The organism is Arcanobacterium buesumense (assembly GCF_012563545.1).
In the GTDB taxonomy this organism is placed as follows: Bacteria; Actinomycetota; Actinomycetes; order Actinomycetales; family Actinomycetaceae; genus Arcanobacterium; species Arcanobacterium buesumense.
The window spans coordinates 1,825,299-1,837,324 of sequence record NZ_CP050804.1 but is presented as its reverse complement, the minus strand read 5'-3'; the positions used below and the strand labels follow the sequence as shown (position 1 = coordinate 1,837,324).

General features: G+C 49.7%; 13 protein-coding genes and 1 tRNA gene. 8 read left to right on the top strand and 6 right to left on the bottom strand.

Annotated elements, in window-relative coordinates:
* Window positions 1-111 precede the first annotated feature (111 nt).
* The 3 genes from HC352_RS08520 to HC352_RS08510 all read right to left on the bottom strand — a co-directional run bounded on the left by HC352_RS08520 (window position 112) and on the right by HC352_RS08510 (window position 3,653).
* Window positions 112-185, bottom strand: a tRNA-Pro gene (locus HC352_RS08520).
* A gap of 85 nt (window positions 186-270) precedes the next feature.
* Window positions 271-1,251 (bottom strand): metallophosphoesterase, encoded by a 981-nt coding sequence (locus HC352_RS08515; RefSeq protein WP_168918463.1) that lies wholly within the window; start codon window positions 1,249-1,251, stop codon window positions 271-273.
* Window positions 1,248-3,653, bottom strand: a complete 2,406-nt coding sequence (locus HC352_RS08510) for a penicillin-binding protein (protein ID WP_168918462.1) — start codon at window positions 3,651-3,653, stop codon at window positions 1,248-1,250. The genes HC352_RS08515 and HC352_RS08510 overlap by 4 nt, the downstream gene beginning before the upstream one ends.
* Window positions 3,654-3,807: 154 nt before the next feature.
* On the opposite strand from HC352_RS08510, the gene HC352_RS08505 reads away from it, so the two are divergent.
* Both HC352_RS08505 and sp36 read left to right on the top strand, forming a co-directional pair.
* Window positions 3,808-4,128: a WhiB family transcriptional regulator gene (locus tag HC352_RS08505; RefSeq protein ID WP_168918461.1), complete on the top strand. Its 321-nt coding sequence runs from the start codon at window positions 3,808-3,810 to the stop codon at window positions 4,126-4,128.
* Between the two features lie 45 nt (window positions 4,129-4,173).
* Window positions 4,174-4,332, top strand: coding sequence for a Sp36 family protein (gene sp36, locus HC352_RS08500; protein WP_168918460.1), 159 nt, complete (start codon window positions 4,174-4,176; stop codon window positions 4,330-4,332).
* 113 nt (window positions 4,333-4,445) lie between these two features.
* On the opposite strand, the gene HC352_RS08495 is transcribed toward sp36, so the two are convergent.
* Window positions 4,446-5,123 (bottom strand): Crp/Fnr family transcriptional regulator, encoded by a 678-nt coding sequence (locus HC352_RS08495; RefSeq protein WP_168918459.1) that lies wholly within the window; start codon window positions 5,121-5,123, stop codon window positions 4,446-4,448.
* Between the two features lie 183 nt (window positions 5,124-5,306).
* On the opposite strand from HC352_RS08495, the gene nth reads away from it, so the two are divergent.
* Window positions 5,307-5,999 (top strand): endonuclease III, encoded by a 693-nt coding sequence (nth, locus tag HC352_RS08490; protein WP_168918458.1) that lies wholly within the window; start codon window positions 5,307-5,309, stop codon window positions 5,997-5,999.
* Between the two features lie 12 nt (window positions 6,000-6,011).
* Here nth and HC352_RS08485 read toward each other — a convergent pair whose 3' ends face one another.
* Both HC352_RS08485 and HC352_RS08480 read right to left on the bottom strand, forming a co-directional pair.
* Window positions 6,012-6,929 carry an alpha/beta fold hydrolase gene (locus HC352_RS08485; RefSeq protein WP_168918457.1) on the bottom strand — a complete coding sequence of 306 codons (918 nt, stop codon included), beginning with the start codon at window positions 6,927-6,929 and terminating at the stop codon, window positions 6,012-6,014.
* A gap of 24 nt (window positions 6,930-6,953) precedes the next feature.
* Window positions 6,954-8,009, bottom strand: a complete 1,056-nt coding sequence (locus HC352_RS08480; RefSeq protein WP_168918456.1) for a YihY/virulence factor BrkB family protein — start codon at window positions 8,007-8,009, stop codon at window positions 6,954-6,956.
* A 183-nt stretch (window positions 8,010-8,192) separates the two neighbouring features.
* Between HC352_RS08480 and HC352_RS08475 the strand changes: the two genes are divergently transcribed.
* From HC352_RS08475 to HC352_RS08455, 5 genes are all read left to right on the top strand, one after another.
* Complete coding sequence (locus tag HC352_RS08475) at window positions 8,193-9,215, top strand: CpaE/TadZ family protein (protein ID WP_168918455.1); 1,023 nt, start codon at window positions 8,193-8,195, stop codon at window positions 9,213-9,215.
* Entirely contained in the window at window positions 9,185-10,372 is a 1,188-nt protein-coding gene (locus HC352_RS08470; protein ID WP_247645190.1) for a TadA family conjugal transfer-associated ATPase, read from the top strand. The genes HC352_RS08475 and HC352_RS08470 overlap by 31 nt, the downstream gene beginning before the upstream one ends.
* Window positions 10,373-10,461: 89 nt before the next feature.
* The gene (locus HC352_RS08465) at window positions 10,462-11,055 is read left to right on the top strand and encodes a type II secretion system F family protein (RefSeq protein WP_168918454.1); all 594 of its coding nucleotides are present in this window, start codon (window positions 10,462-10,464) and stop codon (window positions 11,053-11,055) included.
* Window positions 11,056-11,583, top strand: a complete 528-nt coding sequence (locus HC352_RS08460) for a type II secretion system F family protein (protein WP_168918453.1) — start codon at window positions 11,056-11,058, stop codon at window positions 11,581-11,583.
* Between the two features lie 158 nt (window positions 11,584-11,741).
* A complete protein-coding gene (locus HC352_RS08455; protein ID WP_247645189.1) occupies window positions 11,742-11,939 on the top strand; it encodes a DUF4244 domain-containing protein in 198 nt (65 codons plus the stop codon).
* Window positions 11,940-12,026 lie beyond the last annotated feature (87 nt).

The window sequence follows — 12,026 nt, the reverse complement described above, 5'->3', positions numbered from 1 at the left end:
TTAATCATATTGCACCTAAAGCGTTGAATAGTATTATTTAGGAATAAAGTAGCGACGAAAATGAAAAATCCTCTGCCACATAATTATCTGTAGCAGAGGATTTTAATCGAGTCGGGGTGGCGGGATTTGAACCCACGGCCTCTTCGTCCCGAACGAAGCGCGCTACCAAGCTGCGCCACACCCCGAAAGAATGTGTTGATAAGCCAACCACATAATGATAACGCTGTGAAGTGAAATTCGGAAATCAGTGGCAACACCGTGCGGGCGATATCACACTGCAATAATGTCGAGAATGATCGCTTCTGGAGCGCAAAAAGTACGAATTGGAGTATAAGGCGAAGTTCCAATACCAGCAGAGATCTGCACTAACATCTGTTCGTCAAGAACAACACTTCCGTGACCTTTAATTACCTGAGCCTGTTTAGTGTTCCTCCCCGGAGGTGGCCACTCGAATAACCCATTGGCATAATGCGTTGGTAAATCGCAATTAGTGACAAGAGCGTGCGAACCTGGAAGATTAACTTGGCCCCCGTGAGTATGCCCGGCAAATATTATATCGACGTCGTCGTCAGCCATCGCAGTCAACACTCGCTGATATGGTGCGTGCGCTAGCCCTAAACGCAAGTAAGGAGACTCCGGAATAGAAAAGGTAGCTGGTGCAGGCATGCGATCTAAACCAATATGCGGATCGTTGACCCCCACAAGGTCTAATGTCCATGGTCCAGCAGTTAAACGACTTCGAGAGTTATTTAGATCCGCCCAGCCACCGCTACCCAAGCCCCGCCGTAAATCTTCAGTTGCAAGTACCTGCCGGGAAGAATCGTCATCCGCATGAGCGTCCTTACCCGTATGTGTCCAAAGATAACGCAACGGATTTTTTAGCTTTGGACCAAAATAATCATTCGAACCAAAAACAAATGCACCAGGGATATTTAATAGTGGTCCAAAATCATTTAATAGTGGTCCAATCGCAGCGTCTTCAGAAATCAGATCGCCGGTGAGTACCACAAAATCAGGTTGCAGGTCAGCTAGGGATTTCAGGAACGCACGCCGACGCGATTGCTGAGCTCGCAAATGAGGATCAGAAATGTGGAGAATACGTAGTTGGGTAGCCTCAGCCAGTTTGGGTTGGTTGACGACGACGGTGCGTCGGCGAACTGTGTAAGCCTGCGCATGGCATAGGGAGCCAAGCAGTGTTGCACTGCCGGCAACAGCTGTCAGAGCGCAGGCTCGAGAGAGAAAACGCTTCATGGACGAGGGCCGATCGAAAGCCATAGGTTAATTTGGGTACCTGGCTGTGCGCGATCGCTTGGTTCTTGCCGAGCAACAGTGCCAGCAGGTTGGTCAGAATAATCAGTACCTACCGCAACAACATATCCAGCGCTTTGCAAGGTAGCAACAGCGTCGCTTTCACTCATGCCGATCGTTGACGGAACTTCCGGACCTTTGGCTTCCTCTTCCTCTTTCTTCTTCTCTTCTTCCGTCTTTTCAGCTGGCTTAACAGGATGTTCTGGACGAGCGAAAGAGACAATCGGTTCATTGGCTAGTGCGGCATTCATAAATGAGCGGAATGCGGGAGCGGCTAAAGTGCCACCATAGACAGTGCCATGGAATACTCCATTGACAACGAGGTTGAGCATAGGAATATTTCCAGTCATGTGACCGCTCCACACTGCGGAAGCTAGCTGTGGCGTGTAGCCAACATACCAAGCATGGTATGCGCCGTCAGTAGTACCTGTTTTTCCACCCGATGGGCGCCCGCCGGCCAGTACTGCTGCCGCGCCGGTGGCACCCGGTTGTGGAATTTGCTGTAAAACACCATTAACTGTGCGCGCAACATCCTTATCGATCACTTGGCGGCACTCGGGCTGTTGGTCGGCAAGAACATTTCCATCACGATCCGTAATCTGGGTAAATGCGTGCGGTTTGCAGGCATTGCCATCTGCCGCCAATGTTGCAACAGCAACTGCCATTGAAAGTGGCGTTGTTGGATTGACTCCTAATACCTGGGTGGGGCGAGGAATGATTGGCGTGATATCGCCTTCCTTAACATTAGTAAGCCCGGCACGATGAAGATCTTCGATCATTGAGGCATTAACGAAGGAGCCTTGACGTGCACCCATTGCTTCGGCTGTCTTAGTAATGTCACACAGATCGAGTTTTGATGACATATCTGCATATGCAGTATTAACCGAATTGCGCGTAGCATTGACGACCGACATATTGCCATAGCCAATTCCGGCGTTATTAGATGGGCTAAAGGTGTCTGCTAAGCCTGGAGCGCATGAAATATTCCATTTATTGGCAGGTATTGTTATTTGCCGCGAACCGTTAACAGTATCGTTTGGTCCGTGCCCCTTTGCTATCCAATCAACGAGTGTAAAAATCTTAAATGTGGACCCAGGTTGGAACCCGGCGCCACCGCCCATGTCTTCACCCACATTGTTATTGACTTTCGTGGCTAGTGGTTCTTCGTCGGAAGGATTGCCAAATGGACGATTTTGTACCATTGCACGAATTTTACCCGTTCCTGGTTCCACTGACGAAAGAGCCATGTCAATATTGGAAGGATCGCCTAGTGGCACTTGTGCAATCAACGCATCGTAAGCAGCTTGCTGGTCAGCTGGATTGACTGTGCTATGAATCGTTAATCCACCGCGGTATAGTTTTTGGATACGCTCATCACGGGTTTGGCCGAGAAGTTCGGAATTTAAGACATCGCGCACAACGTATTCGCAGAAATTAGCAGAAATACCAGCTTCCGCACATCCATTGTAGGCCGGCGATACACTGAGCATATCTTCGATAGAAACAGCGCTAGCCGCATCGTATTGTGCCTGGTCTATATAACCTTGTTCAAGCATTGTGCTAAGAACAGTATTGCGGCGAGTTAGTGCGCCTTCTGGATTGGTCACTGGATCCCATCGCCCCGGTGCTTGGGTAATACCCGCAAGCATCGCTGCTTGCTCCAAAGTAACGTCTTTTGCCGGTTTCGAATAATAATAACGGGAAGCAGCTTCGACGCCGTATTGCGATGGACCAAATTGCGCAATATTCAAATATGCAGTAAGGATTTCATCCTTCGACATGTTATTTTCTACCGCTACTGCAAAACGGGCTTCGTTAAGTTTACGAGCAATAGTTTGTTCGGTTGCGGCAGCAATCTGTTCGTCGTCGTCGTCAATGCGCCCCTTTTCAATCAATGCATTTTTGACGTATTGCTGGGTGATTGTTGAGCCGCCGGCAAGTGATGAAGAACCAGTCAAATTTGAAAAAGCAGCACCTAGAATACCTTGGGCGTCAATTCCGTTGTGTTGATAGAAACGCTGATCTTCGATTGACACAGCGGCATCTTTAATGAACTGAGAAATATCCTCAGAAGCTACCACAATACGGTTTTCGGAATAGAAGCTTGCCAGTTTCGTGCCATCGGCAGCGACAATAACAGACGCTTCGGAGGGGGTTGTAAAATCAATTTGCGTCGGCAAGTCATCAAAAACCTTCGTCACAGCGTTAACAGCCATGCCCGACGTCGCCGCAACAGGGATCGCCATGGCCGCTAATAGGGTTCCGCCTAGTCCGCAGAGCAAGAAGAAGGACAGCAAGGCAGCCAGTGCTTGCTGTTTGGTCAAGTTCCGTTTTTGATGTGCCATATGTTTAGAATACTGCCTATTTCTATTTCGCGCGCGTGACGTTGATAATGTTTAAAAAATTTCGATGTGACGTTTTGCGAGTAAACCGGTAGCATACTAGTGGTAGAAGTCACCAAATGTGGGGCGATGGGGCCCTGCTCGGAAGGTTTTCATTATGAGCTTGGCATATGAAGAACAGACGTGGGCTGTTCATGCGGCATGTTCTGATGTGGATCCTGATTCGCTTTTTGTACGGGGTGCTGCTCAACGGCAAGTGCGTAACGTATGTTTTTCTTGCCCGGTTCGGTTGGAATGCTTAGCAGACGCATTGAATGCTAATGCTACCTTTGGAGTATGGGGTGGTTTAACTGAACGGGAACGTCGAGCCATACTGCGCAGATATCCAGATGAAGATAACTGGTTTGACAGGTTAAAAAATTCCACCGAACAACTCGCCGTCGAATTACGTGCCGGTCGAGTACCACGCATCAGCTAACCAACACATATTCCCTCCAACGCTATTTGCCAGTAGGCTAGTATTATGAAGAAATTTGAATATGTCACATTGCCCCTTCTCGTCCATAACACCAAAGCTATTTTGGACCAATGGGGAGAAGATGGCTGGGAACTTGTCACTGTTATTCCAGGGCCAAATGGTGGCCAAAACCCAGTTGCTTACATGAAGCGAGAAAAAGAATAAAACACACGGATCTTTTGGATCCCAGAAAATATTCTAGATCGTTAAAATAAAACGAATGTTGGGGGATAGAACAGTTATGTTCTATCCCCCAACATTCTTAACGTTTAAGAGTATTAGTGAGCGCGGCGTTGTAGGCGCTGTACCTGAATCAACAATACGGCACGGCCTTCAAGGCGAATCCAGCCGCGTGAGGTGAAATCAGCGAGCGACTTATTAACCGTTTCGCGTGATGCGCCAACCAAGTGAGCCAACTCTTCTTGAGTCAAATCGTGGGCAACATAAATGCCTTCTTGGGTGCGCTCACCGAAGCGCTCAGCCAAATCTAGTAAGGCTTTTGCAACACGGCCCGGAACATCGGAGAAAACCAAATCAGCCATTTGCTGATTCGTTGTGCGAAGACGACGAGCCAGTTCGCGCAACATCGATTTCGCCATTGCTGGATGGGAATCAATGTAAGTCATCATGTCCTTGTGTGATAGAGACAGTAGACTTGTCGCGGCAATCGCAGTGACAGTTGAAGAACGGGCGCCAAGATCGAAAAGGGTTAATTCACCAATGATTTCGCCAGGGCCAAGTACCGCAATGAGGTTCTCTCGGCCGTCATCTGCAGTATGGGAAAGTTTTACCTTACCGTCGGTGACTACGTAGAGACGATCTCCTGAGTCACCTTCGTGGAAAAGTGATTCGCCACGTTTTAATGTGGTCTCGGACATGAGGGAAAGTAGATCGGCGCGCTCGGCGTCGTCTAACTCCCGGAAAAGCTCTACATGAGCCAAAACGGTGGAATCCATCCGAATTCCTTTCAAATAGTAACGGCTTAAGGACGAGACCTGCGCGTGTGTGCGAGGTCATACGTAACTAAGTTTGCCACGTTTTACCGTATTCGGCACGCTCTAGGCGAGATTTACGCTCACAGATATTTATAAACAGCGCTTTGTTGGCATTCCTACTACGCTTGAAAGCGGAGGAAATACATGGTTGAAAAGAAAAAATCAGTTAAGCATCGCCTGCCGCCACGGCCCAGATCGTGGAAAGGACGGCGGGAAGCAGTCGGACTGATAGTTGATCGGCTTGCCGAACTATACCCGTATTCCCACTGCGCATTGGTTCACAACAATGCTTTCGAACTCCTTGTTGCTACTGTTTTATCGGCACAAACGACAGATGCCCGAGTCAATTCTGTTACGCCAACACTCTTTCACAATTTTCCAGACCCACAATCAATGGCGGCGGCTCCGCTACCAGTACTAGAAGATATCTTGCATCCATTAGGGTTTTATCGAGCTAAAGCACGCTCACTTAATGGCCTAGCGCATGGGCTCATGGAACGCTTTGCTGGAGTTGTGCCGGGTAACCTCGAGGATCTCATTACGTTACCGGGAGTAGGGCGAAAAACGGCAAACGTTGTGCTTGGCAATGCGTTTGATATTCCGGGGATTACCGTAGATACCCATGTTGGGCGTCTTTCTCGGCGCTGGGGTTGGACACGGGAAACTGATCCTGTCAAAGCCGAAATGGAACTCGCCAAAATTTTGCCACAGCCACAATGGACGATTATTTGCCACCGGGTGATCGATCATGGCCGCCAAGTGTGCCATTCGCGTAAGCCGGCATGCCTAACCTGTCCAATATCTGATATTTGCCCAAGTTTTGATATTGAAAAATAAATCACGGAAAATTTAATCCACGCGAAGCTGAGCTAAAAACTCAAGAATAAGATGAGTTGTCTGCTCGGGTGCCTCTTCTGGAACAAAATGACCAGCTTGAGTAACACTGACATGACGATAATCTCCCAGTGCAAACTCTCGATCGTTATCCCATGCGCGAGCGGGTAAAAGTGGATCTAATGTGCCGCCAACACTTAACACCGGAACCTGAATGCCATGAGCAGATTCGCGCAGATATGCGCGTCCAGAAGGGCGTTGCTGAGCTAAATAAGTCCAGCGTAATTGGTCAATGGCAACGTCTGCTGCACGAGGTAATGAGAGTGCTTGGCAATAGAGATGAGCTTGCGAACTAGCGCCAGTATTACCTGGAGCGGACCAGTCCGTGAGCATTTTTTCTATCCGTTTTTCGTCTAATAATGCGCGTTTGAATAATAATCGCGATGCCGTAAGTGCGGCGTATCTCCATGTGTGCAGTCTCAGATGCAACCCGATACGTTGTAAAGTACGCGGGTGCGGGGAAGAAAATGTGATGAGACCAGAAAATAAACTGGGTGCCATAGAAACTGCTGACCATGCTAATGCGCCACCGCGACCGTGTCCGACGAGCACTGCTTTGCGCGCGCCTAACGTGTTGACAATTTTTATGAGATCTTGAGATAACGTCAGACCGTCTTCAGATTTGGGTGTTTTATCTGAGCCGCCAATGCCTCGTTGGTCAATGGCGACAACTTGGTAACCAGCTTGAGCAATGGGTTCAATCTGGTGACGCCATGCCCACCAATATTGCGGAAAACCGTGAACGAGAACTACGAGAGGTTTCGTGTCGGAATATTGCCCAGCACTGACAATGTGGAACTGGGCGCCGTTCGCATGAATGAGCCGGTGTTCCCAAGGGCCGGGCAAGGTGATGCAAGAAGTATCAGCAGGCATGGCGTGAATATTGTTCGTTCAGTGTTACTTTTCCGATTCAGCAGAATCGTTTGGCAAGAGGAATTCCCGGCGGGTGATCGCGGTGGCATACACCTGACCACGACGTCGTGCTGCGTGCGCTGCAATTCCGGTCATGAAAAGTAAGAAACCGTAGATAGCCACTCGGCCCGTGCCGAAATCGAGTTCGATGTGGTGAATAACGTTGCCAGTAAAGGCGTTATAAGAACCGATATGGGCGTCAAGCCAAGCAATTCCTTGTTGGGCGTAGGTTGGCACGATCAAGGCGACAAGGCCGCAGAGTGTGACGATAGCGCCCCAGAATTGCGCACCGAGTGACGTTGCGCGAGCCGTTAGCCAGATCATCGCAATAACGAATAGTCCGCTCAGGAGCTCAAGGAATGGGAAGAATGCGAAAGACTTAGCTTGCCATGGATTGTTATCGACAAGGTAGAAGCGTGCCCCGGCGTCGGAAATAAGATACCAAGCAATAGGGAGCAAGAAGAAGGTAAGGAAAAATCCGCCAACGTGGAGCCAGCCACGTCCCTTGGGAGCTTCTGGAATCGCACTTAATTCACCTGGGTCAGTGCTCCATTCCTCGCGAGGTTCAGCAAAGACAGCTTCCTCTGCGGCAACATCCATAACTGAGGTGCGATTCGGGGAGACCACCTCGTTGTGGCTTTCTTTTGCTGGTACGGCAGGGGTGAGTGGAGTTGGTGCTGATTCACCGAGTAAAGTGCCAAGAGTTGGATTTGGATGTGAGTCTGAAACTGGCTCAGTAGGTGATGGCGGATTGCTTTCTGGCATGGCTTGCGGAGCCGTCGTCAAGTCAAAATCCGCATTCTCATGTTCTATGCTAGCGGTAGCAGATGGAGTGTCCCATGCTGGAGTAGTTGCCGGCGGGAACGGTGCCGGCTCACCAAAATCTGGGGCGTCGTCGGTTTCTACCGTGTCACCAAGGACGTGCTCGAGCGTAGGCTCGGGCAGCGGGCGTTCGGTATTCTCAACGATTGGTTCGAGAATGTCGTCGTCATCAAACGGCCGCGGATTGGCCGTGTTGTATGGATCGTTTGGTGTAGTCACGATTCCTCCTGGTTATATGTTATGTCCACGCTATCGCTTTCTAAGCGCTGTTGCGGGGAAGTCGGCGGTGTTTTGGTGGAAAAGTAAGGCAGGCCATGAAGGGAAATTGTGGATAATTTACGTTTTCCACAGATTTTTAATCAGCCTGCCAGTGGGTATGAAGTGTCAGGCACTGTGGAATGTATGAAAACGACAACATCCCGAGATTTAACAGAACTTGAACTCATATCGGTGCTTTACCGCGGTAATGATGAACGTATTGGTTGCGAATTGCAACGCTTAGCGCAACTTGTGGGGCTAGATTTTCGTTGCGTGGATTATTCGGATCGTTCAGTTGATGGTGTATTAACATTCCAATCACGTGGTTTGCCGCCGTCGATCGTCCAGGCCCGTTTTCACGATATGTTTGCTTCCTATTTCGCTAAGGGAGTTGCGCAGTTTCACGTGCGTGATGATGCTAGTGATTTACTGGCATTAATGAGCTCCGTTGGGACTACTGTGCGTGGGACTGTGGTGGGAATAGTAGGAGCGCATGGCGGCGCTGGGACGACGACGGTGGCTGCTTGGTTGGCACGGATGGCAGCAAGGGATGGCACTCCAATAGCGTTAGCTGACCTCAATCCCGCAGGTGATTCCTGGCAGGAGTTTCTAGGGATTGATAGTGGTGGAACAACACGAGCAGATATTTTTGCGATGCCGGGAACTTTACTACCCGGAAAACTGGCTCAATCGTTGAGTTTGTGGCACGGTGTGCGAGTTTTGCCTAGTAGTGGTCTGGTTATTGAGCAAAAGGTGCAATCAGCTAGCGCAGTAGTTGCGGCATTATCGCAAGTGCACGCGTGGACTTTTGTTGATATGGGAGTAGTGGGAATGGACTGGCGTGCTCAGCATGAATGGTTGGAATGGTGTGATGAGTTAGTGATGGTTACCGGGGCAAATACTGTCAATATTGCCAATTGCCAACACAAGTATCGCCTAATTTCACAACGACTTCGACCGATTGTTGTAGCTAATGCAGTGCGTTCAAAACTTGAAGCTGATCATGTAGCAGTGGCGTTAGGTGAGAGCGATGTCTTTGGTGTGCGAGCTATGCGTTCTGCTCGCTATGAGAATGATTATGGAGTAGAGCCAGGGGATCGGCGTGTAGGAGGTGCAGTTAAAGACATGAAAAATTTATGGAATGTCCTTCGCGAGCAGGTGGCGTGATGGTGCGTTTAAAAGCAGAGCATATTGCAGCTATTCGTCGGCGGTTAGCTTCCGGACAATCACCCGCTCAGGCTTTAGGGGTGCAGGCTGGGTTGCTAACCAGTGATGATCTTGCCCAGGCTGACGCACAGGTGCGTCATGAAGTTATTGGTGCTGGCGCAACGATCGGGCCATTGTTGGAAGACAGTAAGGTCACCGATGTGGTGGTCAACGGCCCGGGGCAGGTGTGGGTTGATCGCGGATTAGGTATGGTTCCAGTAGCTATTGCTGATGGTGATAATGAGTTATCTACTGCTTTAGGAGTGCGTGCGCTCGCGGTGCGATTAGCGGCGTTGTGTGGTCAGCGCCTTGATGATTCTAGTCCGATTGTTGATGGCACGTTCCCCTCTGGTGTTCGGCTACATGCGGTTGTTCCGCCATTGTCAGCTTCTGGAACGTTGATCTCGCTAAGAACGCACCGCGCGCAAGTGATGTCATTGGAAGAGCTGGTACGTGTCGGATCGGTACCAAAGGTTCTCCTAGAGCTAATGGATGCGTTGGTGCAACGCAAAGCGAATGTGATTATTTCTGGGGCAACAGGTGCCGGAAAAACAACTTTTTTAAACGCTATGCTGAGCCGAATTTCGTTGCGGGAACGCATTTTAATTATCGAGGAATCAGCCGAGTTAGCCCCCGAACATCCGCATGTGGTCCATATGCAAGTACGGCGAGCTAATGTCCAGGGTGTTGGGGAGGTAACGATGAGTGACTTGGTGCGCGCTGCGATGCGGATGCGGCCAGACAGAATTGTGTTAGGAGAGTGCCGTGGTGCAGAAGTGCGTGATGTTTTGGGGGCATTGAACACAGGGCATGAAGGTGGTTGGGCAACTATTCATGCGAATTCTGCTCGTGATGTTCCGGCGCGGTTAGTAGCTTTGGGTGCATTAGCAAATATGACTGAAAGTACGGTGGCTGCGCAAGCGTCGAGTGCTTTGGATGCCGTCATACATGTGGAGCGCCATGGAACAAAGCGCGGCGTGGCAGAAATTGCCACGTTACACCGAGTGGGTGGGGAACTGGTATCAGAACTTGCGGTGCAGGTTCGTGGGAATGAAGTTCATGCCGGGCCAAGTATAGAAAGCTTGTGCCGTAGGTTGGCGTTGCCGTGTTTATCATAATTGTGGCGATGGTTGTAGCGTTTGTTAGTTTGCCCCAGGGACACGAAAAGATACGTGAGATACGGATGTTTCGTCGTCGAAGTGGGCAGGTGAAAAAACCACAACCGTTAGATGTCGGAATGATGATGAGTGAAGTTGCAACACGACTGCGTTCAGGTGCATCGATCGAGCAAGCTTGGCAACGAACATTAGGACAATTCGATCAGTTTGCCGAGCAGCGGATCGGTACGCATGGGCAGATAATGACTGATGATGGTGTTCCGTACCCCTTGCGCAATATTGCAGATTTGAGTTGGTGGCAACGGCGTAAATATCGATTGTCGAAAGCAGCTACGGCGGCATTGCCAGCAGCTTTTGTGGTGTGCCGGATGTCGCAAGTAACGGGAGCGCCGGTAGCTGACGTTTTTGATTCGTGTGCCAGAGGGATTACCGAAGCCGGTGAAGCGGCCGCTGCGCGTGATATCGCTTTAGCGGGACCGCAAACATCAGCTTTCATGCTGGCTTTTTTGCCAATAGTTGGACTTGTTTTTGGCACTTTATTGGGTGCTCGTCCAGTTGAATTCTTTATCTCGTCGATTATTGGCTTTGGTGTTCTGTGTACCGGGCTTATTACCGAAGGCTTGGGTGTGTGGTGGGTGTGGCGATTAATTGTCAAGGCCCGCTCAGAAAGCGAGGAGTTATAAATGCTGATCGTGGTCGGGGTTATTTTAGGTGCGATGATGGCTATTCCAGCACGGCGGAATATGTCATTAACGAAAAAAGGTCACGGAAGTGTAGATACGGCGGTCGTTTTAGATATTGCGGCCGCTGCTTTATTGTCGGGAAACTCAGTGCCGGACATGTTACGGAGTTTAAGTAAGGCATTAGCAGATATTCGCGTAGGTATGGCATCGAGTTCTGGCGAAAAATTATGTGAAGTGGCAAATATGTTGGTGATGGGTGCCAGTTGGGATGAGGCGTGGGATGGGGTAGAAGGCTTTGATATTTTTGCCCGAATATTGCAACCAGCTTGGGTGGATGGGGTTGCTCCCGTTCCGTTATTAGAACGCGGCGCGCAGACGTTGCGCCTGACGCAAGCGCGGCGAGCTAAGGAAGCAGCCGAACGATTAGGGGCTGCGCTTGTATTGCCACTAGGTTTATGTTTTCTTCCAGCTTTTGTCATCCTTGGTGTGGTGCCGGTGGTTGCTGGTGCAGCGTCGTCGTTGTGGTAATCCCCAGGATGTGATGTAAGTGTTGTCCACAAAAGCGTATATCTGCAAAGTAATCCACTGATTTAAAAAATCTCCGAGGCGTATCACTTAGTTTTGGCAAAATATAAATGTCACCAAAGGTGGCTAAACGTCATTAAAAATATCAAAAGGAGATGATTGTGAAAGCTTTGGTAAGAATTATGGGAAGCAAGCCGCAACGAAAAGTTGAAGCGGGCATGGTGTCGGCAGAATATGCCGTTGGGACAGTAGCAACGACGAGTATTGCGGGTGTGCTGATCTGGTTGGCACAACAAGATTGGTTCAAGGAGCTTTTCGCGGCATTGTTCAAAGTGTTGTTTCAATCTTTTCTGGGGTAGTGGTCAGCCGATGATATTCCTTGCCGGGAAATAAAAGAATCTGCATTTTCTGTGGTGGCTGCGCAATGCGGTCACCACAGAAAGGAA

Bases quoted from the DNA above. Each gene is read 5' to 3' on its own strand.
- HC352_RS08475 (WP_168918455.1), top strand. From the start codon at position 8,193: ATGAAAACGACAACATCCCGAGATTTAACAGAACTTGAACTCATATCG.
- HC352_RS08485 (WP_168918457.1), bottom strand. From the start codon at position 6,929: ATGCCTGCTGATACTTCTTGCATCACCTTGCCCGGCCCTTGGGAACAC.
- HC352_RS08495 (WP_168918459.1), bottom strand. From the start codon at position 5,123: ATGGATTCCACCGTTTTGGCTCATGTAGAGCTTTTCCGGGAGTTAGAC.
- HC352_RS08460 (WP_168918453.1), top strand. From the start codon at position 11,056: ATGCTGATCGTGGTCGGGGTTATTTTAGGTGCGATGATGGCTATTCCA.
- HC352_RS08470 (WP_247645190.1), top strand. From the start codon at position 9,185: ATGGAATGTCCTTCGCGAGCAGGTGGCGTGATGGTGCGTTTAAAAGCA.
- HC352_RS08510 (WP_168918462.1), bottom strand. From the start codon at position 3,653: ATGGCACATCAAAAACGGAACTTGACCAAACAGCAAGCACTGGCTGCC.
- sp36 (WP_168918460.1), top strand. From the start codon at position 4,174: ATGAAGAAATTTGAATATGTCACATTGCCCCTTCTCGTCCATAACACC.
- HC352_RS08505 (WP_168918461.1), top strand. From the start codon at position 3,808: ATGAGCTTGGCATATGAAGAACAGACGTGGGCTGTTCATGCGGCATGT.
- HC352_RS08515 (WP_168918463.1), bottom strand. From the start codon at position 1,251: ATGAAGCGTTTTCTCTCTCGAGCCTGCGCTCTGACAGCTGTTGCCGGC.
- nth (WP_168918458.1), top strand. From the start codon at position 5,307: ATGGTTGAAAAGAAAAAATCAGTTAAGCATCGCCTGCCGCCACGGCCC.